Origin of the sequence: Colwellia sp. D2M02 (genome assembly GCF_018860755.1) — a bacterium.
Taxonomy (GTDB): Bacteria; Pseudomonadota; Gammaproteobacteria; order Enterobacterales; family Alteromonadaceae; genus Colwellia; species Colwellia asteriadis.
Window position 1 is genome coordinate 1 of record NZ_JAHKPW010000047.1, and the last position, 26,540, is coordinate 26,540.

At 38.0% G+C, this 26,540-nt stretch carries 22 protein-coding genes; 12 read left to right on the plus strand and 10 right to left on the minus strand.

Going from position 1 to position 26,540, the window contains the following annotated elements; all coding sequences use genetic code 11:
- Positions 1-180 precede the first annotated feature (180 nt).
- The 10 genes from KO495_RS07830 to KO495_RS07875 all read left to right on the plus strand — a co-directional run bounded on the left by KO495_RS07830 (position 181) and on the right by KO495_RS07875 (position 11,631).
- The gene (locus KO495_RS07830) at positions 181-807 is read left to right on the plus strand and encodes a sigma-70 family RNA polymerase sigma factor (RefSeq protein WP_215979853.1); all 627 of its coding nucleotides are present in this window, start codon (positions 181-183) and stop codon (positions 805-807) included.
- Positions 800-1,480: a ChrR family anti-sigma-E factor gene (locus KO495_RS07835; RefSeq protein ID WP_215979854.1), complete on the plus strand. Its 681-nt coding sequence runs from the start codon at positions 800-802 to the stop codon at positions 1,478-1,480. The genes KO495_RS07830 and KO495_RS07835 overlap by 8 nt, the downstream gene beginning before the upstream one ends.
- A 9-nt stretch (positions 1,481-1,489) precedes the next feature.
- Positions 1,490-2,449: a DUF523 and DUF1722 domain-containing protein gene (locus KO495_RS07840; protein ID WP_215979855.1), complete on the plus strand. Its 960-nt coding sequence runs from the start codon at positions 1,490-1,492 to the stop codon at positions 2,447-2,449.
- A gap of 66 nt (positions 2,450-2,515) precedes the next feature.
- The gene (phrB, locus tag KO495_RS07845) at positions 2,516-3,922 is read left to right on the plus strand and encodes a deoxyribodipyrimidine photo-lyase (RefSeq protein ID WP_215979856.1); all 1,407 of its coding nucleotides are present in this window, start codon (positions 2,516-2,518) and stop codon (positions 3,920-3,922) included.
- Between the two features lie 39 nt (positions 3,923-3,961).
- Positions 3,962-4,438 carry a nuclear transport factor 2 family protein gene (locus KO495_RS07850; RefSeq protein WP_215979857.1) on the plus strand — a complete coding sequence of 159 codons (477 nt, stop codon included), beginning with the start codon at positions 3,962-3,964 and terminating at the stop codon, positions 4,436-4,438.
- Positions 4,411-5,178 (plus strand): SDR family NAD(P)-dependent oxidoreductase, encoded by a 768-nt coding sequence (locus tag KO495_RS07855; RefSeq protein ID WP_252738868.1) that lies wholly within the window; start codon positions 4,411-4,413, stop codon positions 5,176-5,178. Before KO495_RS07850 ends, KO495_RS07855 begins: the two co-directional genes overlap by 28 nt.
- An 11-nt stretch (positions 5,179-5,189) precedes the next feature.
- Entirely contained in the window at positions 5,190-6,467 is a 1,278-nt protein-coding gene (locus KO495_RS07860; RefSeq protein WP_215979858.1) for an FAD-dependent oxidoreductase, read from the plus strand.
- Positions 6,468-6,470: 3 nt separating this feature from the next.
- The gene (locus tag KO495_RS07865; RefSeq protein WP_215979859.1) at positions 6,471-7,241 is read left to right on the plus strand and encodes a DUF1365 domain-containing protein; all 771 of its coding nucleotides are present in this window, start codon (positions 6,471-6,473) and stop codon (positions 7,239-7,241) included.
- Positions 7,242-7,298: 57 nt separating this feature from the next.
- The gene (locus KO495_RS07870) at positions 7,299-8,525 is read left to right on the plus strand and encodes a cyclopropane-fatty-acyl-phospholipid synthase family protein (protein ID WP_215979860.1); all 1,227 of its coding nucleotides are present in this window, start codon (positions 7,299-7,301) and stop codon (positions 8,523-8,525) included.
- Between the two features lie 268 nt (positions 8,526-8,793).
- Complete coding sequence (locus KO495_RS07875) at positions 8,794-11,631, plus strand: CHASE domain-containing protein (RefSeq protein ID WP_215979861.1); 2,838 nt, start codon at positions 8,794-8,796, stop codon at positions 11,629-11,631.
- Between the two features lie 64 nt (positions 11,632-11,695).
- On the opposite strand, the gene ahpF is transcribed toward KO495_RS07875, so the two are convergent.
- The 10 genes from ahpF to KO495_RS07920 all read right to left on the minus strand — a co-directional run bounded on the left by ahpF (position 11,696) and on the right by KO495_RS07920 (position 22,439).
- Complete coding sequence (ahpF, locus tag KO495_RS07880; protein WP_215979862.1) at positions 11,696-13,255, minus strand: alkyl hydroperoxide reductase subunit F; 1,560 nt, start codon at positions 13,253-13,255, stop codon at positions 11,696-11,698.
- A 232-nt stretch (positions 13,256-13,487) separates the two neighbouring features.
- Entirely contained in the window at positions 13,488-14,057 is a 570-nt protein-coding gene (ahpC, locus tag KO495_RS07885; RefSeq protein ID WP_215979863.1) for an alkyl hydroperoxide reductase subunit C, read from the minus strand.
- A gap of 310 nt (positions 14,058-14,367) precedes the next feature.
- Positions 14,368-14,973 (minus strand): PEP-CTERM sorting domain-containing protein, encoded by a 606-nt coding sequence (locus KO495_RS07890; RefSeq protein ID WP_215979864.1) that lies wholly within the window; start codon positions 14,971-14,973, stop codon positions 14,368-14,370.
- A gap of 202 nt (positions 14,974-15,175) precedes the next feature.
- Complete coding sequence (gene oxyR, locus KO495_RS07895; protein ID WP_215979865.1) at positions 15,176-16,075, minus strand: DNA-binding transcriptional regulator OxyR; 900 nt, start codon at positions 16,073-16,075, stop codon at positions 15,176-15,178.
- A gap of 233 nt (positions 16,076-16,308) precedes the next feature.
- A complete protein-coding gene (locus KO495_RS17660; protein ID WP_289847612.1) occupies positions 16,309-16,431 on the minus strand; it encodes a hypothetical protein in 123 nt (40 codons plus the stop codon).
- A 115-nt stretch (positions 16,432-16,546) separates the two neighbouring features.
- Positions 16,547-17,599 carry an isoaspartyl peptidase/L-asparaginase gene (locus tag KO495_RS07900; protein WP_215979872.1) on the minus strand — a complete coding sequence of 351 codons (1,053 nt, stop codon included), beginning with the start codon at positions 17,597-17,599 and terminating at the stop codon, positions 16,547-16,549.
- Positions 17,600-17,711: 112 nt separating this feature from the next.
- Complete coding sequence (locus tag KO495_RS07905) at positions 17,712-19,199, minus strand: Na+/H+ antiporter NhaC family protein (RefSeq protein WP_215979866.1); 1,488 nt, start codon at positions 19,197-19,199, stop codon at positions 17,712-17,714.
- A gap of 238 nt (positions 19,200-19,437) precedes the next feature.
- Positions 19,438-19,629, minus strand: a complete 192-nt coding sequence (locus KO495_RS07910; protein WP_215979867.1) for a hypothetical protein — start codon at positions 19,627-19,629, stop codon at positions 19,438-19,440.
- A 172-nt stretch (positions 19,630-19,801) separates the two neighbouring features.
- Positions 19,802-20,980 (minus strand): anhydro-N-acetylmuramic acid kinase, encoded by a 1,179-nt coding sequence (locus tag KO495_RS07915; RefSeq protein WP_215979868.1) that lies wholly within the window; start codon positions 20,978-20,980, stop codon positions 19,802-19,804.
- Positions 20,973-22,439, minus strand: a complete 1,467-nt coding sequence (locus KO495_RS07920) for a peptidoglycan DD-metalloendopeptidase family protein (RefSeq protein ID WP_252738869.1) — start codon at positions 22,437-22,439, stop codon at positions 20,973-20,975. The genes KO495_RS07915 and KO495_RS07920 overlap by 8 nt, the downstream gene beginning before the upstream one ends.
- Positions 22,440-22,666: 227 nt before the next feature.
- Between KO495_RS07920 and KO495_RS07925 the strand changes: the two genes are divergently transcribed.
- Both KO495_RS07925 and tyrS read left to right on the plus strand, forming a co-directional pair.
- Positions 22,667-24,646, plus strand: a complete 1,980-nt coding sequence (locus KO495_RS07925) for a methyl-accepting chemotaxis protein (RefSeq protein ID WP_215979869.1) — start codon at positions 22,667-22,669, stop codon at positions 24,644-24,646.
- A 299-nt stretch (positions 24,647-24,945) separates the two neighbouring features.
- A complete protein-coding gene (gene tyrS, locus KO495_RS07930; RefSeq protein WP_215979870.1) occupies positions 24,946-26,145 on the plus strand; it encodes a tyrosine--tRNA ligase in 1,200 nt (399 codons plus the stop codon).
- The last annotated feature ends 395 nt before the right edge of the window (positions 26,146-26,540 follow it).

Consider the following 26,540-nt stretch of genomic DNA (forward strand, 5'->3'; position numbering starts at 1 on the left):
AGAAAAACTATCAGGCTAGAGACCCAGAAAAGTAATTTTTTCTTATATTTCAATTTGTTAAATATCTCTTAAACCGAGTTCAGGTTAATTAATATAACATTTAAAAAAATTAACCTTTTTGTGATCCCAAAATAAAAGGCCTACGTATAAGCTACTAACGGTTATTAACAGGTAGGCATTATGCAAGTTGCACAAACAAGGTTGCCAAGCCAATCAACAGGTGTTACACCTAACAGTATGCAAAATGACATACAACATACTGAGCTTTGCCAATGGCTTGAAGCTGTCGCTCGATCTCGTGACAAAGTAGCGTTTACTCACCTATTTCGCTTTTTTGCACCTAAAATTCAGCGAATAGCCAAAAACAAAGTAAACACTGACGCGCAAGCTAGCGAAGTCGTACAAGAAACCATGAGTAATGTTTGGAAAAAAGCACATTTATTTAACGCAGATAAAGGTGCTGCCACCACATGGGTTTATACCATAATGCGTAATGTGACTTTTGATATGTTACGTAAAGTGCAATCAAACAAAGAAGACAACCTCAGTGAAGATATTTGGCCACTCGTTGAAAGCCAAAGTAGTGAAGAAGAGGCTTTTACCGACCACTTAGAGAATAAGCAACTACTTGCCGTTATTGAAGAATTACCTGAAAACCAGAAACAAGTCGTTAAAGGGTTTTATTTTATGGAGATGTCGCAAGAGCAACTTGCCAGCCATTTAAAATTACCTTTAGGTACGGTGAAATCTCGCTTACGTTTAGCGCTAGCGAAGCTCAAAATACAGCTAGGAGAAAGTCATGATTAAACATCATCCAACATTTGAATTATTACAAAACTTTGTTAATGGTGATCTTCCCGCTTCTCTTGCTGCTGGTATTGCGATACACGCTGATATGTGTCCTATTTGCCAACAACATATCACTCAATTAACCGAGCAAGTCGCTGAGCTGAATTTTGAGCAAGAGTTTCTTGATAAGTTTATTGTTGACGATGCTCAAGATTTACTTGAACTGGCTGATTTTGATCAAATGATTGATAGCATTACCGCAACAAACGATATCGCTACAACCAAAGTAACTCCCGAAAAATCAATAACCTTTAGAAATAACGAATATAAACTGCCTCGCGCGTTAAACAACATAGAGCAAGGAAAGCCTGCTCATATTGGAAAACTAACGCGAACTCGACTACAACTAGATGAAGGTAATATCCGTACCAGTTTATTACATATTGACCCAGGTGGTTCAGTGCCTGAACATACGCATAATGGTTTTGAGTTAACGCTTTTATTAGCAGGCTCTTTTAGTGATGTACAAGGTGAGTACGTCGCTGGTGACTTTATAATGCTTGATGGCAATCACCAACATCACCCGGTATCAGAAAAAGGCTGCTTATGTTACACCGTAGCTAACGCGCCATTACATTTTACCCAGGGCATTAACAAGTTACTGAATCCTATTGGCACATTCATTTATTAGGTAAAAACTATGCATACAGCATTTGAGAAAGAAGACATTGTTATTGGTGTGAGTGCCTGTTTAATCGGTGAAAATGTTCGCTTTGATGGCGGCAGCAAACCTTCCAATTTTTGCATTCATGAGTTCGGACAACATGTTACCTACAAAAGTTATTGCCCAGAGGTAGCGGTTGGCTTGCCTACACCAAGGCCAACGATTCGCCAAATTAAAGATGGCGATATATTAAAAGTTTCTCGTCCTGACGGTACTGGTGATGTTGCACAAGCATTACAAGCTTATGGTAAAAAAGTCGCTGAAATTTCTAAAAATTTAAGTGGTTATATTTTTTGCGCAAAAAGCCCAAGCTGTGGCATGGAACGTGTCAAAGTGTATACGCCAGAAGGCAACCCTTTAGTGGCTGGTGGTATTGGTGTTTTCGCCAATGAAATAATGAAAGCCAACCCTTTATTACCCTGTGAAGAAAATGGTCGCTTAAATGATGCTCCACTAAAAGAAAACTTTGTTGCCCGTGTTTATACCTACCGACATTGGCAAGCATTGGTTGAATCAGGCATAACCAAGCACAAACTAATGGACTTTCACAGTCAATATAAGTACACGGTAATGAGTCATGATTTAGTGGCTTATAAGGAATTAGGCCGTTTGTTAGCGCGTGCCGACTTACCAGTAGAAGAAATGGCTGATACCTATATAAAAGGGTTAATGACAGCATTAGCCATTAAAGCGACACGGAAAAAACACGCTAACACTTTAGCGCACATTCAGGGTTATTTTTCAAAATATCTTAGCCCTATGCAACGCAAAGAGCTCTGTGGTCATATTGATACATATCGCAAAGGGTTAATGCCGTTAATGGTACCGCTAACTTTAATAAATCATTATTTGTTAGAGCACCCAAATGATTATTTAGCAAAACAGGCTTACCTTAACCCGTACCCTGAGCAACTTAAATTACGTTACGGTTATTAAGTAACATTATTACTTCAAGCTCAATAGCTACTTTAAATTGAGAGCAAAATTCAAAAAGGAAACATTGTGTTACTGTGGTTTAGAAATGACATAAGAACACATGACAATCCCGCTTTGCATTATTTTATTTCACAACAACGTGACAATGAAATCAGCAAGGCGGTTTTTTTTGTCAGTGAAAAACAATGGCGACTACACGATTGGTCAACGATAAAAATAGATCTCATTAAACGACATTTAACGCTACTTAGTGATGAGCTCGCTTTACTTAATATTGAGTTATTACTCGTTGACCTTGATAGTTTTGATGAACAAGCTAACTTTTTACAGCGCTATTGTACTGAGTACAACATTACTGAAGTAGTCGCAAATAGTGAAGTGGAATATAACGAGAAAATCCGCGATGAAAAATGCTTACAGCTTGGTATTCCGTTAACGCTCTTTGAAGCGGATGTTATTGTACCTAAAGGAGCAGTGTTAACAAAAACGGGAGAAATGTATAAAGTATTCACCCCATTTAAACGCGCTTGGTTAAACCATGTAAAAGATTATGGCTTTGAGTATTTAGGAAAAGCGACCCCAAATAAGCCATCAACTACAAAAAAGACTATAAGCCAAAGTCCTGTTGAAGAAGCTACAAGCCCAAGTGCGCAATGGCCTTTAATAAATACCATTGAACGTCAGGTCATTCCAACTTTCTTAAATGAAAAAGTGCACTCATACAATAGCCAGCGAGATATTCCCAGTATTAAAGGGACCTCTGGGCTATCACCCTACTTAGCCATCGGTGCTGTTAGTCCTCGCTATTTATTAACCTTATTGATTAATCAATTTCCAGATATTTTAACCGCCACCGATACTGAGCACTTTACTTGGCTCAATGAACTCATATGGCGTGAGTTCTACCGTCACTTACTGTTTCATCAACCGCGCTTATGTAAGCACCAGTGCTTTAATGAAAAATACCAAAGCGTACGTTGGCCCAACAACCCTGAACTATTCAAGGCTTGGTGTCTTGGTAAAACAGGTTACCCTTTAGTTGACGCTGCAATGCGACAGCTTAATAAAACCGGATGGATGCACAACCGACTACGCATGGTAGTCGCAAGTTTTCTCACTAAGCACCTGCTAATTGATTGGCGCTGGGGTGAAAAGTACTTTATGGAAAACTTAATCGATGGAGATTTAGCGGCTAACAATGGTGGTTGGCAATGGGCGGCGAGCACAGGTTGTGATGCCCAGCCTTATTTTAGAATATTTAATCCTATTCGACAGAGTGAGCGTTTTGATCCTAACGGCGACTTCATACGTATGTATTTGCCAGAGCTTAACAAAGTGCCTACTAAACATATTCATTTTCCGCATACTTATTTAGCCAATAATAGTTTACTTATTGAAGACGAGAGTAGATATTGGCCAGCCATTGTTGAGCATAAAGCAGCACGTTTAGCTGCCTTAGATTTTTATAAATAAAGTACATGATACAACTCAGCCAAGGTGATTAAAGCCGCTATGAATAATTTACCCGAGTCAACAATATGCACAGAGAAAAAAAATACCGCAAAGCCATTATGGCTAACTCAATTTATGGCGGTGTACCAGCAGCTTTCTACTGATAACCTCGCACTCTTGAAAACAATTTACCATCAAGATATTCACTTTATTGATCCTATGCACGAGATCCAAGGCCTTGATGATTTATGTCAATATTTTAAAGGGTTATATGAGAATGTGTTCTCATGCGAATTTACAATTAACCATGTTATTGTGCAAGAAAACGAAGCGGCTATTTATTGGTGTATGCGCTATTGTCATCCCAAACTCAATAAAGGAAATGTTATTATGGTTGACGGTCATTCGCATATAAAAAGCACAGCCGATAAAATCATTTATCATCGCGATTACTTAGACTTAGGCGAGATGCTATACGAGCATTTACCACTACTAGGTAAAGTTACGCAATGGATAAAAGCGAGGGCAGCAAAATAATGCCTTTCACTAAAACCGTTTTGATCACTGGCGCAACCTCAGGTATTGGAGAATCATTATTACACCAATATGCTCGAGCTGGTTATCAAGTTATTGCCTGTGGTCGTAACACGCTAAAATTAGACGCATTTAAAAAAGTATACCCAACGTTAATTACCTTAGCATTTGACGTAACTAACTCAGAGCAAATTAGTGATGCTGCCACCGCAATTAATACCATTGAAGCTATTGATATCTTAATATTAAATGCCGGTGATTGTCGTTATATTGATGATGCAAAAAACTTTGACGGCAAACTGTTTAACCACGTTATAAATACTAATTTATCGTCTCTTGGGTATTTGCTACAGTATTTTTTACCGAAAGTACCACAAGGCGGGCAAGTTGTTTTTGTCAGCTCTAGCGCTACAATTTTACCTTTTCCTCGCTCTGAAGCCTATGGAGCATCAAAAGCGGGGGTCGATTATCTCGCCAATAGCATTAGACTTGATTTACAGCCTCAGGGGATTGATACAACTTTAGTGCACCCTGGCTTTATTAAAACACCGTTAACCGACAAAAATGATTTCAATATGCCATTTCTATTAAGTAGCAATGAAGCGGCATTACGTATTTTTAATGGCGTAAAAGCAAGAAAAAACTATCTTCATTTTCCTAAGCGATTAACCCTTCTCTTGAAAATTTTCGCTTTTTTACCTGCCGCTATATGGCAACAACTAATAAAAAAGCGTAGCGCTTAAGGACTTAATTTATGAAAAACATTGCCATTATAGGTTCAGGTATCTCAGGATTAACTGCCGCTTATTTATTATCAAAAAAACATCATGTTACAGTCTTTGAAAAAAGTGCCGAAATAGGTGGGCATACAGCCACTGTAGACGTTGAACTTGATGGAAAATCTTATGCTATTGATACTGGTTTTATTGTTTTTAACGATAAAACCTACCCTAACTACTTAGCATTGCTGGCAGAGATAGGCGTAAGTAAACAAGAAACTGAAATGAGCTTTTCAGTGCATAACTGTCAAACAGGGCTTGAATATAATGGCCATAATTTAAATACACTTTTTGCGCAGCGACGTAACCTATTTAGACCAAGTTTTTGGTTATTAATCAAAGAAATTCTTCGCTTTAATAAACTATGTAAACAAGAAGCACAACTGAGCAGTGCGCTTGAAACCTATACGTTAGGTGACTTTTTAATACAGCATAACTTTAGTCGTTTTTTCAGTGAACATTACATTTTACCCATGGGTGCTGCTATTTGGTCGAGTTCCTTAGCCCAAATGGAAAACTTCCAATTTCATTTTTTTGTACAGTTTTTTCACAATCACGGGTTACTTAATATTGCCGATAGACCACAGTGGTATGTAATACCAAAAGGATCTCGTAGCTACCTAGCTCCTTTATGTGCCCCATTCGCGGATAATATTCACGTTAATGCAAACATTAGCGCTATCACTCGTGAACAAAGTAAAGTACAAATCCACTTTACTGATGCAAATAGCCAAGAGTTTGATGACGTGGTGATTGCATGTCATTCTGATCAAGCTTTAGCATTACTCAATGACGCAAGTGCTGATGAAACAGAAATACTGTCGGCCATGCCATATAGTGAAAATTCAGTGGTATTACACACCGATAAAAAGCTGCTACCCGTTCGAGAAAAAGCATGGGCTAGCTGGAACTACCAATTAAGCAACAATCGTGATAAAGCGGCCAGTGTTACTTACAATATGAATATTTTACAAGGGCTAACAAGCGAACATACTTTTTGTGTGACTTTAAATCAAAAAGAAGCAATCGCACCGAGTAAAATTTTACGTGAGTTTACTTATCACCATCCCATATTTTCAATTGAATCAATCAAAGCCCAAAAACAGCGCCACCGTATTTGTGGTAAACAAAATACTCATTTTGCTGGCGCCTATTGGCATAATGGCTTTCACGAAGATGGCGTAAGAAGCGCTGTTGAAGTAGCAAAACGATTTGACTGTTATTTAGCGCAGCAACCTGCCTCACAAGAATAAGCCATGTCGACGCCACCATTAAAAAGTAACATTTACCTTGGGCAGATACGCCATCGCCGTTTCAGCCCTAAAGCGCACAGTTTTAGCTACCACTTATATATGCTAGCGCTTGATGTCGATGAAGTTACTCAAGGCATTAAGCCCAGTGCATTATTTGGTTATCGTTGGTTCAATTTATTACGTTTTGTTGAAAAAGATTATCTTAGAAGTGAACCCGGTAGCCTTAAAGCACGTATAACCGATAAAGTAGCAGCGCTTAACGGTGATATTAGTGAGATTGAACGTATTACCATGCTAGTACAAGTTCGTTGTTTCGGCATTTATTTTAGCCCGGCAAATTTTTATTTTTGCTATAACAAAAACGATCATTGTAGCCAAATGTTAGTTGAGGTCAGTAATACGCCTTGGAACGAACGTCACTACTATTTAGTTAATATTGATAAAGAAATAGCCAATAAAAAAGTATTTCAGGTATCACCTTTTATGGATTTAAACATGTACTATCACTGGCGCGTTAAAGCTCCGACACCAACTCATAACAACTTATTAATTAATATAGAAAATAAGCGCCATACTCACAACGAAGATAACAGTGAAAAGGTCTTTGATGTCACCATGGCAATGAAGAAGCAACGTTTAAATAAACAAAATTTACGTCGTGTTTTTTTAGCGTTACCGGTAATGACTATCAAAATAATCAGCGGAATATACTGGCAAGCACTCAAATTATTTATTAAGCGTGTTCCTTTTTTAGGCTATCAAAAAGCTAGCTAATATCGCTTTAAGCTCACAACAGCAACTTATTAATATCAAAAAAATCAGGAGTATGTCATGGAGAATATCACGGCAATGAATGTTAATTTAACCACTAATTGGATAGATAAAAAATGTCGTTCTTTAGTATTTTCTGTGCTATCAAAGCTAACTTACGGTGAGCTTGAAATTATTGAAGGTCATCAGCATTACACCTTCCCAAAACAGCCTAACGACAGTGGTATCAAAGCAAAGTTTGTTGTGCATGATGTTAGTTTATATAAAGACTTTGTTAAAGGTGGCAGTATTGGTGCTGCAGAAGCATTTATTGCTGGTAAATGGTCTAGCCCTGATCTCACTGCGGTTATTCGAGTTTTTGCAAAAGCGCAACAACAAACTGACTCCTTAGAAGATAAAAAGTCATGGCTCAACAAAATAAAAAATGGCTTTATTCATTGGCAAAACCGTAATAGTCAAAGCGGTTCAAAACGTAATATTCTGGCGCATTATGATTTAGGTAACGAGCTCTACACACGTTTTTTAGATCCTGAAATGATGTACTCATCGGCTATTTATCCTAATGAAGATGCAACTTTAGCCCAAGCGCAATTACATAAATTAGACACTATTTGCCAACGGCTAGAACTTAACAGTGATGATCACTTACTTGAAATTGGCACCGGCTGGGGCGGCCTAGCTATTTACGCAGCTAAAAATTACGGTTGTAAGGTAACCACAACCACCATCTCTGATGCTCAATATGACTATGCCAATAACCGTGTTGAGGCATTAGGTTTAGGTCACCTCATCACATTATTGAAAAAAGATTACCGTGAATTAACTGGCGAATTTGACAAAGTAGTCTCAATAGAAATGATTGAAGCGGTTGGCTTTGAATACTTACCAAGCTTTTTTCGTCAATGTAACGACCGATTAAAAAACGGTGGTAAATTGCTAATACAATCAATTACCATCGCAGATCAACGTTTCGATTATTACAAAAAAAATGTCGATTTTATTCAACGGTATATTTTTCCAGGCGGCTTTTTGCCATCAATTAATGTGTTGTCGCAGCATTTAACCACACACACATCATTGGTGACTGAGTCATTACATGATATTGGTTTAGATTACGCAAAAACATTAGCAGATTGGCGTAATGCATTTCTCAATGCTTGGCCTGAGCTGACCGAATATGGCTATGATGAAGAGTTCAAACGCTTATGGCTATATTATTTAGGTTATTGTGAAGGGGCTTTTTTAGAGCGCGCCACAAGTACGGTACATTTAGTGGCAAGAAAATAATCAAATAATTTTATTGAATTTACATGGCAATAGCGCATTAACGCTTAATACACCAACGAAAAACCTTTAACACGAAATAATAAACTTACTTACAATAGCCTGCTCATTATAAGTAAGTTTCCACAGTTATTGTTGAAATAATTAACCTTAAACATGCTTATCACCCAAAACTTAGCTTTTATTAATTAAGCCTTTGGTTGTAAATGTATTCTTTTAGATTATAGTTATCTTAAGTGGACTCTTATTAACAAGTGAATAAAGGATTATCGTGCCAATAAATTCTATTCCTAAAGCCAGCTGGGCTCTCTATCTACTGTTATTTTTTAGCTACGTTGTTTCAGGTAACTTCCTTTCTTCTATATCGTTTCAAAGCCAAATAGTCCCAATTTGGTTACCAGCAGGTATCGCCTTAGTTGGTTGCTACTTGTATTGGTGGCGCTTCTTTCCTGCGGTATTGCTTGCATCATTTATTTTTAATTGTACCGTAACCCCCAACTTTGAATTAAATCAGATTTTATCTACCATTGGTCTGCAAAATTTAGTAATTTCCTTAGGCGCGACCTTACAGGCTATCGTAGGCTCAGCATTATTACGTTATTGGCTCGGCAGCCCACTAAGTCAGTCTGATAACCGCAGTACAATATATTATGTCCTAATTATCGGGATTGCGGTCAACCTCATCTCAGCCAATATTGGTGTTTACTCTCTTAGTATATTCAATCCAAATTACAACTTAGACAACTATCAACTTAATATGGTTTTTTGGTGGTTAGGTGACTCATTAGGTGTATTGTTCGCTTGCCCATTTATACTATCGTTTATTCACCATGCTCCACTGACCGAAGATCAACGTAAATCACGTTCCGTTCTGCTGTTTTGTATCAGTACACTTTTCATTATTGTTCTGGTATTAGCCAATTTTTTTATTAAAGACAGTAATATAACCTCTGCTGAAATGGTTAAGAGAGAAGTCAATATCATTGAAAATGGTATTTATCGACAAATTTCAAGCAATATACAATCATTACGCTCATTAGCGCATTTTATCCAAAATACACCGAATGCAGACAGACTGAGCTTTCATAAAAAAGCGCAGCAATTAACAGATGACTCGAGCACATTGAAAGCACTTTCATGGAACCCTTATATAGAAGTGACAGAGAGAGAGGCTCATCAACAAGCTTTAGCTCAAGAGTACCAACAAGCAATACCAATAAGAGGAAATGCTCTAGTAACTGGAGACCCATTAGTTTATGTAAAATGGATAAGCCCAGAGCAAAGTAATAGTGAGGCCATTGGCTTCAACGTTTACTCGAATCCTGAAAGAAAGCAAACACTCAATCAAACCATGGAGAATTATCAACCTAAAGCGACCAATATTATTCAACTAGTACAGTCAAACCAAAAAGAACCGGGGTTTTTATTGTTTTTCCCTGTATTTGAACATGAAGGAAACTCGCAAAATAAAGCCTTAAAAAAACTCCAAGGGTTTGTTACTGGTGTTTTTCTTGCTGAAAATGTCATAACCTCAGCCATGACCCAAGCTCAGCAGAAACTCTTCTTTTATGAAGTTTACGAAGAGGGTAAGCAACAACCTTTCTTTAGCACAATTACAAAACCATCAGCTGAAATACAAGCAGGCTCTGATGATTACAGCCATATATTTGATGTTAATGGCCAGCCTTGGCACATACATTTAAAAGTGAATAGAGATCAATCAATAAAGCGGCAACATAATGACTTCATTATATTTTTCGTATTACTCGTGATTATTGTCGCAATTATCGTAACGTCACTTTTATTAATGCACAATCGCCAAATGATATTAAATAACTTAGTAAAAGAGCGGACGGTATCATTAAAGCAAGCGGTTAGTGAGGCTAATTATGCTAACCAAGCTAAAAGCCAGTTTTTGGCGAATATGAGCCATGAAATTAGAACACCAATGAATTCAGTCATTGGTTTTGCGCAACTCGCTAAATCATCTGATGATATGCAAGAAATTAAGGGCTACTTAAAACATATTGATGTTTCGTCCGATTTACTGCTACATATAGTCAATAATATTCTAGATATTTCTAAAATAGAGTCCTCAAAAATAACCTTAACTGATGAAGTGTTCAACTTGCATTTAGTGCTAACTCGTATCTTTAATGTTTTTGAGGTGGATAGCGTTAATAATGAGATAAAATGGGATTTAACAGATAATATTCCTAAACATTTATACTTTAAAGGCGATCAAACACGTATAGAGCAAATATTAATGAACTTATGTGGCAATGCTATGAAGTTTACCAAGTCAGGTAGCGTGTCACTAACCGCAGATTTGGTTGAAATTGTTGATAACAGAGCGCACCTTTGTTTACAAGTTAGCGATACCGGCATAGGTATTTCTGCCGAGAGCATTAGTAAACTGTTTCAACCTTTTACCCAAGCAGACAGCTCTACCTCTCGTGATTTTGGTGGCACCGGGCTAGGGTTAACAATTGCACAAAAGCTGAGCCACTTAATGGATGGTGATATCACCATTAGCAGTGTTGAAGGTAAAGGCTCAACTTTTACCTTTACTTGTAAACTCGCTTTAGCTGAAGATCGCACCATTTCAGCACCTGATGTTAGCAGTTTCTTAAAAGAGATGGCGCTTGAAAAGGAGAGTGTTAATCATGCAGAGTTGAGTGAATCAAACCATGAAAATATCGTGACTGCTGAATCTGAAGTAGCGGTTAACACTAAATCTCTAAGTGATTTAACTATTTTAGTCGCAGAAGACAACCGTATTAATCAAAAGTTGATCACCACGATTTTGGATAAATTAGAAATTAAAAATACGGTAGTTGAAAATGGTCAGCTTGCAATAAATGCCCTCGAACAAGGTTCATTTGACGCCATACTTATGGATTGTCAAATGCCCGTTTTAGACGGTTATGAAGCAACAACCATCATTAGAACAATGAGTAAATATGATAACCTGCCAATTATTGCCTTAACAGCAGATGTCGACACTCGTAATAAAGAGAAAGCGATGAATATAGGCTTCAATCATCACTTATCTAAACCAATTAACTTGAAAGAGTTAAAACAGTGTTTACAAAGTATTGTCTCTTAATTTTACTAAAAAAGGCCACAATATTGTGGCCTTTAATTTCATCAATAACTCGCTTGAACTTCAATTAACTATCTTGACGAATAAGGTAATCAAAAGCGCCCAATGCGGCATTAGCACCACTACCCATTGCTATAATAATTTGCTTATAGGGACTATCGGTTACATCACCAGCAGCAAACACACCAGGTACTGAGGTTTCACCGCGGTTATTCACCATAATTTCGCCACGATTAGTTAACTCAATATCACCTTGTAAAAATTCACTGTTAGGCATTAACCCTATTTGTACAAAAATTCCTGCCAAATCAACATTATGACTTTCACCCGTAATACGGTCGGTGTAACGTAAACTGGTAACACGTTTACCATTTCCAATCACTTCTGTTGTTTGCGCATTTTTAATGATGGTAATGTTATTTAATGAGTTGGCTTTGCGTAATAACACTTCATCTGCACGCAAAGTATCAGCAAATTCTAAAACAGTTACGTGCTCAACAATACCAGCTAAATCAATCGCTGCCTCAATGCCAGAATTACCGCCGCCAATAACCGCAACGGGTTTACCTTTAAATAACGGGCCATCACAGTGCGGACAATAAGCGACACCTTTACCGCGATATTCATTTTCACCCGGTACATTCATCTCTCTCCAACGTGCGCCTGTAGCTAGCACCACCGACTTGCTGCTCAGCACGGCGCCATTTTCTAGTGTGACATCAACCATGCCGGTCGTCTCGTTGCGCTTTACATTACTGGCTTTGTTGTTGTTCATAATATCAACATCATAATCACGAACATGCTCTTCTAAATTAGCAACTAACTTAGGGCCCTCTGTTGCTTTTACTGAAATAAAGTTCTCTATGGCCATGGTATCAGCGACTTGACCACCAAAACGATCAGCCACTAAACCCGTACTAATGCCTTTACGGGCTGCATATATTGCAGCTGCTGCGCCAGCGGGTCCACCACCAACAACGAGAAAATCAAAATTATCTTTTTTGGCAAGTTGTTGTGCTTGGCGCACACCAGCACTTTTATCGACTTTATTCAGAATTTCAGTTAATGATATTCTACCTTGACTAAACGACTCACCATTAAGGTAAACGGTTGGTACGGCCATGACATCACGGTCAAATACTTCTGTTTGAAAAAGTGCACCATCAACCATGACATGCTTTATCTGTGGGTTAATGGCCGCCATCATATTTAATGCTTGTACTACCTCGGGGCAGTTTTGACAGCTCAGTGAAATATAGGTCTCAAATTGGTAATTGCCTTCAAGGTTCCGTACTTGTTCAATAACTTCATCACCCAATTTCATTGGGTGCGAGCCGCTATGTAGCAATGCCATTACCAGAGAGGTAAACTCGTGCCCCATAGGAATACCCGCAAAGCGTATTTCGCTGTCGGTTGCTGCACTACGCACCAACATAGATGGCACTCTTTCGTTAATATCTGTTCCCTGAGTAACAGTAATGAGTGATGACAAACTCGCTATTTGGTTAACCAATGCCGTTAACTCTTTTCCTTTCAAGCTGTCATCAGTAAAGGTGATCAACTCAACGGGTGTTTTTAAATTCTCTAAATAACTTTTTAACTGTGCTTGTAATGTTGTGTCTAACATAAATACCTCTACTGATGCTGGAAAAATCGCAGATATGGAAAATAAAAGGGTATATGGGAAGAATAATTAGCTAAGGTTTCCCCCTGCTAATTTTTTCTAAGTAAATTTTTCACTTAAAACCGAAGTATATGCTGCCTACTTGAGGGGAGGAATTACATAGACTCTCTATGTAATTCCGAACAACAAAAGTAGGTGCATAGAAACGCTTTATAAAAACTTAGCCACTCAAAGCTTAAATTTTACCTACTAGGTCAAGTGATGGAGCCAATGTTTCACCACCTGGTTGCCATGCTGCAGGACAAACTTCGCCATCGTGCTCTGCTACATATTGCGCAGCTTTAATTTTGCGTAATAATTCAGCAGCGCTACGACCAATACCTAAATCATGTACTTCAGCAATTTTGATTTCGCCTTCAGGGTTTACAACAAACGTGCCTCGAAGTGCTAAACCATCTTCTTCAATCATGACACCAAAGTTACGGGTAATTTTACCTGTTGGGTCACCAATCATTGGGTAGTTAATTTTATTAATTGTATCTGACGCGTCATGCCATGCTTTGTGAGTAAAGTGAGTGTCAGTTGATACTGAGTACACCTCAACGCCCATTTGCTGTAACTCAGCGTAGTGGTCTGCCATATCACCTAATTCTGTTGGACATACAAAGGTAAAATCTGCAGGGTAGAAGAAAAATACTGACCATTTATCAGCAACATCTTTTTCACTTACTTCAACAAACTCACCGTTATGAAAAGCTGTTGCGTTGAAAGGTAATAACTTTGTATTAATAATTGATTGGTTCATGTGAACTCCTGTCGTTTAATAATTTACTCGCTTTCTAAAAGTAACGAGTCTGGTTAGTTGAAACGTTTAATAATGCGTTTCGTTGAAGACAGGAGAATAATAAAGCCTCACTAAAGATTAGTATAATCGATAGTAATTATAAATGTGATAGATAAAAGCTATCAAGGAGAGGATAAAAAGATTTAAGAATATTTTTGACCAAAAACTGAAACAGCAATAACCCACTCTATTTAGCTCAATGGCACAAACAAAAAAGCCATCAATCATAACAATTGATGGCTTTCGTCATAAAATAAAAACTAATTTATGTTTATTTTTTTACTTTACGAGACACTAAACCTAATAAGCCTAAGCCTAAAATAGCAAGCGTTGTAGGCTCTGGAACGGCTACAGTTACTGATGACTGTGAACCTATCGTTGCAAAGTTTGCTACTTCACTCGTTTGGTTAGCTCTAAGTTGACCATAAACTAAGATTGAGGCAGCACCACCGTTTTCCCAGAATAATAAATCAAATGTAGTCATGCCGGTATCAGCGAAAGTTTTCCAACCACTATTTCTAAGTGCAGTATTAGCATTATAAGTATATAAGCTGTTACCACCTAAGCTAACGTCAATGCCATCATCATGAAAAAACTTTAATGCAGAGTACAATGACGTATCGATCATGCCTGTAGCGGTTAATACAAAAGTACTATTGTGTCCGCCTTGAAAGGCAGATGCACCATGGTGACCTGAATCACTAAAGAAAATATTATTACTCGTTAATGTAGTATCTGCTGCCGCTGCGTTATTAATAACAGCTTGAGATTGTGCAATGCTGTTTAATGCTGAGTTAGACTCATAGATACTGATTACAGTCGCGCTGGCATTTAATGTTAATAGTAAGGTCAGTGCACCTAAGATAAACTTCTTCATTTCTGTTATTCCTTTGTAATACGGAGGTAGAATATATCGAATTATTTCGCCAACTAAAAAGAAAGCAAAATAAATGCCAACAATAAATTAATACTTCTTAACAAGAACTTGCATATTGATTTCGTGGTTTTTATTTAAGGAATGTAAAAGGTTTTGACACTTTTGTTCAAAACCCTCTATAAACATTAACGTACAAAGGCTATTAATTAACCACATCGTTGAGAGAGTCTCTAATACTTGCAACAATTTTTCTGACACAAACCATACGAGAATAATTTGGACGAACGAGTAATGATATTCCGCGAATTGGTGCTGGTGATTTGAATTCACCATAGTGAATACTTTCATCGTGAGCATGACCATAGGCGGCTAAGGCAGGTAATAAGGTAATTCCCATGCCACTACCAACCATGTAACGTAAGGTTTCTAAGCTGGTAGCCTGAAAGCTGGTATCTTCATTGGCACCCGCGGCAAAGCAATAACCCATCGCTTGATCTTTTAAACAGTGACCATCGGCTAAGGTTAGGATTTTTTCACCATGTAAGTCATTAAGTTCGAGCTGTTTTTTACCAACTAAGCGATGGTTTTTCGGTGTCGCTAATATAAGTGGCTCATCAAATAAATCATAAGCATCAAATTTTTCCATTTCACTTAAGTAGGGTAAAACTAATACATCAAGCTTACCTTGATCTAATTGCTCAAGTAACACCTTAGTTTGGTTTTCGTGTAGATAAAACTTAATGTTTGGCAGTGTTTTATTGAGACCAGACATTATGTGAGGTAATAAATAAGGAGCTAAAGTGGGAATTAACCCAACGTGTAAATCACCAGCAAAGGGATCTAATAGTGCTTTTGCTGAACGTTCAAAATCATTAGCCGCTTGTAACACTTTATGCGCATCTTTTACTAACTGCTCTCCCGCAGGTGTTAACATCACATTACGACGATGTCGTTCAACTAATTGCAAACCTAACTGCTGCTCTAGCTTCATCAGCTGACCACTTAGCGTTGGCTGGCTAACAAAGCATGCTTGGGCAGCTTGGCCAAAATGCTTATGCTCGTCTATCGCACTTAAATATTCTAAATCTCTCAATTTTATCATTGTTGAAAACTATTATTAGAGGCGTATATACACATTATAAACGATGGTTATACTTATACCAACGAAGAGCTGAGTAGAATAAGTAAAGGAAGCCAAGAAGCTACAAAGTTAGGTTAAATGAATAGAAGTTTCACGAAAATGAAGTAAATTTATAGGGGAAGAGGTGCATTAGAAAGGAGTTACTGGCTATTACGATTTAATAGCCAGAATCGTGTTTACCAAAGAGGATAAACCTAGCGTAATAACGAGTACCAACCCATAAGCATAGGTAATAAAGGAACACATATTATTACTGCAGTAAGGGTTAAAATGTTAACTGCTGACGTGGTATCTTTAAAGTCTTCATGATCTGACATGGTTAATTCCTGTACTACTAAATTAAAGGCCCGCATTATAATCACAAAAGGTCGCTTTTAATAGCATTAGTTGATCTAGATCAACTAATGCTATTAAAAGCGACCTAAACTTTCCTTATTCTGCTATGTCGTCTTTAAAAATTGCAATATGACTTTTTTGTTGTGAGGACTTACTCGCTCGATACATACCTTTGGTATTAAATGGTAGGCTCATATTACCTTGGGTATCAATAATAATGACCCCGCCAGTACCGCCTACAGGCATGAGTACATCATGAATAACCTCATTGCCAGCTTGCTCAATACTTTTACCTTGATATTGCACTCGTGCACAAATATCCGCAGCAACATTATAACGAATAAAGTATTCTCCATGGCCAGTAGCAGACACCGCACAAGAGTTATTATCGGCAAAGGTCCCTGCGCCAATCACGGGGGAGTCACCAATACGCCCAAAGCGTTTATTCGTCATACCACCCGTTGAGGTTCCAGCCGCTATATTGCCTGATTTATCAAGTGCAACAGCACCAACTGTACCTACCTTATATTGTGTATCTAACGCAAAATGTGCGGCTTGATAGTCTTTGCTCGTTTGCATCGACTTTTTCATTTTCGCTTTGGCCTTATGAAGCGCCTCTAGGCGATTAGCAGTATCAAAAATACTATTATCGATTAACTTAACCCCTTTGCTTTGTGCAAATTCTTCTGCGCCAGCGCCACTCAACATCACATGTACCGATTCATCCATCACCAAACGCGCTAAGTTAATAGGGTTTTCAATATGCTTAACGCCAGCAACAGCACCTGCTTGACGATTTTTTCCATCCATAATAGACGCATCAAGCTCATGTGTTTCATCGTGTGTATAAACAGCGCCCTTACCTGCGTTAAATAGTGGTGAGTTTTCCAAAATATTAATAGCAGCGGTTACCGCATCTAAACTTGAGCCTCCCATATCTAAAACTTGATAGCCCGCTTCAAGCGCTTCAGATAACTTAGCGCGGTACTTCGCCTCTTTTTCTGGAGTGAATAGTGATTTTTCTATCGTACCGGCACCACCATGAATGGCAATTGCGATAATATTATCACTCGCTTGATGTGACTCACTATTAACTGACGTAGCATGACTACTGAGCGGCAATAATACTGCACTAGCACTCAATAACATCGAAGTTATTAACCCTTTTAAATTAACTGGCGAGTTATGGTGTCTGACGGTATTACCTCTCGTATAACTAGTTTGACTAGTGATAGTTTGTTTCATTTTTGCCTCTTTATTTTTATAGCATAACGACGCTAGCGAGAATATAAGCACACAAAGTAACAGCGCCGCCAAAAAGTGCATACGGCAATTGTGTTTGAACATGTTCGAGTAAATCACACCCTGAGACAATCGCCGAAACACAGGTGGTATCTGAAATAGGCGAACAATGATCCCCAAAAATACCACCACCTAAAATGGCAGCAATAACTAACGAGGGGGGTAAGCCTAGACTTTGTATTAATGGCACACCAATAGGAATCAAAATAGCAAAAGTTCCCCAAGAAGTTCCTGTACTAAATGAAATAACAGCACCTGCAATAAACAGCATAGGTACAACTAAAACTAACGGTAAGTAATCACCAACTACGCCTGAAATAAATATTCCTGTACCTAAGTCTTTTAAGCTCGCACCTAGAGTAAGTGAAAGCAACACAATAGTGACTAAAGGGAGTAACTCGGCAATACCTGAAAAACCGACAGAAACCAATTCATCGTGACGGTAACGTTTTGAAAAAAACAATAAATAATAGGTGACGACTAACGCTACACATGTGGCATATAAAACTGATTTACCACCGCTACCCTGCGTAATATCACCATTGCCAGTCCAATACATAAAAAAGAACATTGACAACACCATAGTTAATAACGGGATAATCATAAAGCGTGCTTTAGTTGGAGCAACTATCGACTCAGTAAGGTTATCATTATTAGCCGGCTGATTGGTCGAATGGCTATTTTGAGATACGTTATTATCTTCTTGTGTTAATGCTGAATTATTAACTGTTGATGTTTTTGTATAAGACGTTGATGTAGAAATACTTTGTTGAGATAACTCAAGCTTTCTTAATGGTCCATGTACTTTGTCAAAAAACACCGTATACATCACCATTAACAAAGCAATAATGGCATAAAAATTAAAAGCGATTGTACCCCAAAGAATAGAAACAGACGATTGACCTAAATCGTAATTGCTCAGTAACGCTAAAATATATGCGCCCCAACCATTAAGTAAAATAAGAATACAAACAGGTGCACTAGTACTATCAATAATAAAGGCTAAACGGGCGCGGCTCATTTTGAATTTATCAAATAAATCGCGTGATAAAATGCCTGCTGTTAAAACACTTAAGTTAGACTCAATAAAAATAACCACCCCAGTAAACATGGTTAAACTTCCTACTTGCCGTCTACTTTTTGCAATACCTTTATTAACCAGCTTTTCAACCGTTGCGGTAACACCACCGGAGTTTCTAACATAAGCCAACAACGCACCGATTAATAAGCTAAAAATAAGAATACGAGCATTACCTGGCGAGCTCACCACGCTAACAACACGCTCAATCAGCCCAATACCCCCATAAAATACAGCGTTATTATGCTCAGCTAAAGCAAGTAAAAATTCAGAAGTAAACACTGCAGCAAGCAAAGCGAGTATTACTTCTCTCTTCCAAAGCACGAGAATTATTGCAATGAGTGGTGGCAATATAGACAACCATTCCATATTTATGAACCTTAAGGTGTTTTTGAGGGTAAGCGAGGCAGTGTGGCAAATCATTATTGAGGATTCAAGCGTTAATGATATTAAGTCTACTTGTTAGCTATCTCTTAAACCAAGTTCAGGTTAATTACTCAAGCTATCAATATTCATAAAAAAGCCCAGCTATAATCGATATAACTGGGCTTTCGGTATTTGGGTAGGCGTTACTTATACGCAATTACTTAATATTGTTCGTTAGCGCCTAGTAATAACCATCTTCTTTATTATGAGCTTGTGGATCGTCAATAATTTCATTGAAGTTCACTTCAAAATTATTATTGTTACATGTGTCGGCCATATATATAGTGCGGGTTGAACCATCAATCCAAGTCACTGTACCACTGCCTTTTTTACTGCCACACTTCATACCTATATGAATATCTTTAAACTCCATAAAAACCTCCAGTTTGTATTCCTATACTTCAGGTGTGATCTGTAAAAGTATCAACCCTGTCTAAGTTAGATGGATATAAGTCGATTAAGTTCATTATCACTGAGCTTTTATTTCGACCATCAACCAACTATAGAGTAGATTAGAGATTTTTCCAGATGATATTTATGCTTACTTAAGGGTAAAAAGCAACACCTAGAGTACAAGCGACCCGAGCTCCAGTAACAGCTGAAAGACTACTTATTAGCTTATGCTCATAGGCGTAAGCAAGCCATGCAAAAGCCGTTGCTTCAAGCACATCACCATCAATATTACGTTCTTGTGTTGATAATAATTCATACGCTAACCCCCCTTGAACAATTAACGCCTGCTTAAGTTGCTGCATCAAAGTGCGATTATGAATGCCGCCGCCACATAGATAAATTTTACCTTGAGCTGACAACTTAATAATTTCGTTCGCAATAGAGTGAGCCGTTAGTGCCACCAGTGTTGCTTGCACGTCGTTAGGCTTTAAAGCTTGGTTTTGCTTAATTGAAAAGTCAGTTAATTGTGCAAAAAGCCAATTTAATGTGAAATATTCTCGACCCGTACTTTTCGGTGCCGGTAAAGCAAAATAAGAGTCTTGAAGAAGATGGCTTAGCAATGCCAAGTTAACGCTGCCTGTTGATGCCCAATGACCGTTTTCATCATAGCTTTTATGTTCACTATCAGTTGAAGCAGCCATTATTAGATGATTTTCTTTAAACCAATCATCTAATAATGCATTACCAGGGCCGGTATCAAACCCCAACACTTGCTTGTTATTACCCTCAGGTAAAAAAGTAATATTGGCAATGCCACCAATATTCACTACAAAAACATCTTGGCTAGGCTCTGAAAAAATATGCTGATGGAACGCAGGTACTAAAGGCGCGCCTTGTCCGCCTAATGCCATATCTTTACGTCGAAACTGTCCAATCACCTTAATACCTGTTAATACAGCTAAGGTTTGGCTACAACCTATTTGTACGGTAAAAGAGTGAGGTAAGTCTGGGCGGTGACGTATAGTTTGCCCGTGATTACCTATGGCAATAATGTCTTCACTTGTAAGGTTTTCCTGCAATAGCAGTGCGCGTATCGCATCACCAAAAATATGAGCGAGTTCTACGTCTAAGCTATATGCGCGATCAATTTCATTATTATGAGGGTTATAAAGTGACGTTATTTTTTCAACAGTATCAGGAGTGTATGCTTGATAATAACTGCCAGCGATTATCAAATTTTGGCAACCTTGCGTAAAATCAACTAAAGCAAGATCAACCCCATCAGCGCTGGTTCCCGACATTAGTCCAATATAATACTTAACCTTACTCATTGTTGCTTGCAATACCTGTAGTCTTTTGAGTAGATTTCAAGGCATTTCTCGCACCCGCTAAAGCTTGTAAACGTAGCGCCGAAATACGTTGAAATTCCGCTTTATACTTTTTAGCAATTGGCTGAGCATCTGGCAGTTTTACGGTACGTGGGTTGCGGTGCACACCATTTAATAAAAACTCATAATGTAAATGAGGCCCTGCCGCCAAACCAGTAGCGCCGACATAACCAATCACTTCTCCTTGTTTAACACGCTGTCCTTTTTTTACTGCCCGTTTAGAAAAATGCAAATATTTAGTCACAATACCATTACCATGCTGAATAAAAACATAATGACCATTATATTTATTATAAGTTGCATGGGTCACTTTACCATTACCTGCCGCAACTACCGGTGTGCCAGTTTTGGCAGCATAGTCTATACCACGATGAGCTTTCCAACGTTTTTGTACTGGGTGAAAACGCCTTGGTTTAAAGCTTGAACTAATATATTTAAAATTAACCGGGGCTCGTAAAAAAGCTTTACGCATACTTTTGCCATCTGGAGTGTAATACTCATTATCACTAAAGCGTACCGCTTGAAAAACCTCACCTTGATTAACAAACTCAGCGGCTAAAATATTGCCTGTTCCTATGTATTCACCATCAATATATTGCTGCTCATAAACCACATTAAAGCTATCACCAGCCCTAATGTCTTGTGCGAAATCAATATCCCAACCAAAGACGTTAGCAAAATTAATCACTTGTGCATCAGTTAAGCCTGCACCCACCCCTGCATTCCAAAAGCTTGAAGATATTTCACCATGGCTAAAAGCTTCACGTATTTCTACCGCTTTGACTTCTTTAGATGATTGGTAAGTATCGCCTATTAAATTAATGTATAAGGTATCAGTTTTAGATAAGGGATATTCAAGCGCTGCTAATTGCTTAGTATCATTCGTTGCAATACGTAACTCATCGCCAACATTTAGCTTTTTCAGTAATTTACTGTCTTCACCTTTTGCCGTACTAACTGCATAGGTTGTTTGAGCGCTGAAACCCAAACGTTTAAATATTCTTGCTAACGAGTCACCACTTCTAACTTTTACTGTTTGCCAATTCAACTCCACAACTGGCGGCTCTTCATCTGCCATATTTGGTGTTGGGGGGTTTATGGTTTTAGTTGCTTCGCTCACTAATGTGCCGCGTTCAATTGCATCGTTATCACCCGCTAAAGAGGGCAGCTCTTTTACCTTGCTATTTGAAGGGTTTGGGTTGCTATCGTCAATGGCGCTATGCTCAATACTGTTACCAAAACTTTTAACTTCATATCGTTTACCGACAGCTAAGTCGGTAACATCATCTTGGCTGTTATTACTGGGCATTAGTAAAAAAACTAAAAATAACAAACTAAAAAAGCCAATAACAATGCGATGCTTCAGAGGAAGCTGAGAGAAAACTTCTAATATTTTTTTCAAGGAACTACTCAAAGGGACTACTCAAATATGGAAAGCGAAAACATTAATAAATAACCACTATATCAAAAAAAAATAGCAAATGTCGCCAAAAGCTTATCATCAAAAGACAAATATAAATTTAGTAAAATACGAAATACTAACTAAAGTAAGAGGTAACGGAGACGATAAGTGAAGGATTACCAGATTCATGTGCAAAAATATAACCGTATTAAACAAGGTAATAAATAATGAAATTAACTATTTCTCAACGTCTTTACGCTGGCTTTGCAATAGTCATATTATTGATGCTAACAACCTCCACCGTAATTTGGCTTAAAAGCCAAAAAATACAACAAATAGTTGACGAGGTACAAAGCGACGATATCCCTGGCGTTATTTTATATTTACAAGTACTCGATGAAGTCGGTGATATGCAATCGAGTATGCTTGAATATTTGACTGGAGAAGTAAACGAAGTAAAGGTGTTTAACGAAAGTTACGCCGAATTTAACACACAATTTGAAAAGTTAAAGCTGATTGAATCAGCTAAAGCCACCGATCGTGAGAAAATGGCTAAAATTAAAAATCTTGTTGATACCTTTGCAGCGCAATCTAAAGAAGAAGTTTTTTCTCGCTACAACCCTGAAACAGAACGATGGGCGTTTACATTAATAAAAGAACTTGAAAAAACGTCAGTGCGCGAGCTTGAGTCGCTATTAGATATTTCAAAAAAAGAAGCTTTGAAAAATGATTTATCTAGTGCTGTACTTTATTTAGAGTTAATTGATGAAGCAGGAGATCTAATTGCTTCACTCACGGGTTTTATTGCCGGCGATATAAATAAAAAATCAGCTTTTGAAGAAGATAAAAAATCGTTAGCTGAGTATTTGTCGCAATTACAAAAACTAGAGCAAAGCCCACAAAATCAAGCTAATCTAGTAAAAATAGGCCAGCTGTCTCAAAAGATAATAGCTGCAGGAGAAGAAGCCTTCGCTAAATTTGATCCTACTGCTAGAGCCACAGCTTTAAAAGCTGCAGATAAAATGGAGCGAGAGCTTTTTAATGTGGTTGAAGACATACTCGATAAATCATCTGACGAAGAAAAAGTAGACGCTACTAAAGGTATTGATGAAGCGCTAGTTTCAATCAGCGATCAATTATTAACCTTAGTGATTATCTCTATTATTGCGATCATTGCAGCAGTCGCTATTTCTCATTACTTAGCAACCAATATCAATAAACGTTTGAATAATGTACTCAATGTCGCCAACAAAGTGAGTGAAGGAGATTTAACCGCAGACCCTATTGTTGATGACAGTGGTGATGAAATTGGTGCCATCGCAGTCGCTATGAATACTATGTCTAAATCACTTAATGACTTAATTAAAGATATTAATAATGTCTCTAATTCTGTCGCTAGTTCAAGTAATGATATTCTTGGCGCTACTATTGAAATGACCAACAGCTGTAATGAACAAGCACATAAAGCCAGTATTATTTCAGTAGCAGTAGAAGAAATGACAGCAACCGTAAATGAAGTTGCTAGCCAAAGCTCGGCAGCAGCCACAAGTGCAAGTGAGTCAGGGGTACAAGCAACAACAGGCGGCAATGTTGTTAAACAAACGGTACAAGGTATTAACCTACTTTCAGAAGCCGTTAATTCAACAGCTGAAATGGTCAACAAATTGGGGGCACGTAGCACCGAAATAGGTGATGTAATACAAGTTATTAACGGTATTGCTGAACAAACTAACTTATTAGCCTTAAATGCCGCTATAGAAGCAGCGCGTGCTGGGGAGCAAGGTCGAGGCTTTGCTGTTGTTGCCGATGAAGTTAGAACACTGGCAGCAAGAACAACCCAAGCAACACAGGAGGTCGCTAAATCTATTGGCGCAATACAGTCAGATACTACCGCCGTTATTGCCAGTATTGACCAAGGCATTGATCAAGCGAGCAAAAGTGTGGAGCTGGCGAATAAAGCTGGTGATTCACTTGATATTATTATGGCAGGTACTCAAAGCATAGAGGCCATGATTACTTCAATTGCTGCCGCGTGTGAAGAGCAATCTGCTACAACCATCGAGATATCTCGAGATGTGGTAGCGATAAGTGGTTCATCATCTGAAATCTTAGATGTGACCAATCAAACATCAGAAAAAGCATCAAGAATGAATGAGTTATCTGATCAAATGAAAAATCTTGTTAACCGATTCAAATTAAGAGCATAAAAGAATAGATTACGCTATAAAGATAATTATTCTGTTTTAACATGAATCAAAATCAAGGCTTGTATACCCTGTTATACAAGCCTTTTTTATTTTACTTACCACACTATTAAGACAAGTTATTTACCTCTCTGCACTTCCCTAAAATTAGTTTTATTAAGATAAATACACGAAAACTCACTTAAAGGTTTTAACCTACTAATAAAGTGCAGTAGAATTCGAGCATAAAATAAACTTATTACCTTGAATCTACTTTTATCGCATTAGAGTAAATTCAAAATGATAGCCAGTGGAGCTGAATTATGACAGATGTCAATCAAGCGTTTGCAGAGCTGAAACGCGGCGCAGAAGAAATATTAGTTGAAGAAGAGTTACTAGAAAAATTAAAAAGTGGTAAACCATTAAAAATTAAAGCCGGTTTTGATCCTACGGCTCCAGACTTACATTTAGGCCACACTGTACTTATTAATAAGTTACGTCAATTTCAATTACAAGGCCATGAAGTTATTTTCTTAATTGGTGACTTCACCGGCATGATTGGCGATCCTACAGGTAAAAATGTAACACGTAAGCCACTTACCAAAGAAGATGTGTTGGCCAATGCTGAAACCTACAAAGAACAAGTTTTTAAAATTCTAGACCCTGAAAAAACAACTGTTGCCTTTAACTCTACTTGGATGGAGAAATTAGGCGCTGCAGGTATGTTACAGCTAGCATCTCGCCAAACTGTTGCACGTATGATGGAACGTGACGACTTTAAAAAGCGTTACGCTAACGGTCAGGCTATTGCTATTCATGAGTTTATGTACCCATTAGTACAAGGTTGGGATTCAGTTGCGCTTGAGTCAGATGTAGAGCTTGGCGGTACCGATCAAAAATTTAACTTGTTAATGGGACGAGAATTACAAAAATCTGAAGGGCAACGCCCACAAACCGTATTAATGATGCCATTACTAGAAGGTTTAGATGGCGTACAAAAAATGTCTAAGTCACTAGGTAACTATATTGGCATTACCGATAGCCCAACAGAAATGTTTGGTAAAATAATGTCGATTTCTGACGTACTTATGTGGCGTTATTACGAGCTTCTCAGCTTCAAGCCTCTTGAAGAAATTGAGAGCTACAAGACACAAATCAGCGAGGGCAAAAACCCACGCGACGTTAAAATTGATTTAGCCAAAGAGCTTATTGCTCGCTTCCACGACGAAGCAGCAGCACAAGCTGCACACGATGAATTTATCAATCGCTTCCAAAAAGGCGCATTACCTGATGACATGCCTGAGTTAAGCTTAACGGCCGAAGGTGGTGAAATTGGTATTGCTAATCTATTAAAAGAAGTTGGGTTAGTTGCCAGCACATCTGACGCCTTTCGAATGATAAAGCAAGGCGCGGCTAAAATTGACGGTGAAAAAATAACAGACCGTAACTTAACAGTGATTGCTGGTAGTGAAGCAGTATATCAAGTAGGTAAACGTAAGTTTGCTCGAGTTACAGTGAAATAACCTACTCTTAGCTATTGAACTAATACTCTTTAAAGTAAACAAAAGCCATGTTAATAAAGTTATTAGCGTGGCTTTTTTACGGATATGCACAATACATCGGTTATTTAACCTGAGCTCGGCTTAACAAATGTTTCTCTAGCAGCTACTTTTCCTAACTTCTTCGTTAAATTTACTTGCAATAGGCCAGCTATTGACGCGAAATTTGCCTTGAATTAAGAAAAACTATCAAGCTAGCGATTTAGAAAAGTAATTTTTTCTTATATTTCAATTTGTTAAATATCTCTTAAACCGAGTTCAGGTTATTTATGAACAAATTTTAAGACAAAAAAAATCCGACACTAGGTCGGATTTTTATAGCATTGATAACGTTTATTAAAGGAAAGGGTTTACTTTAA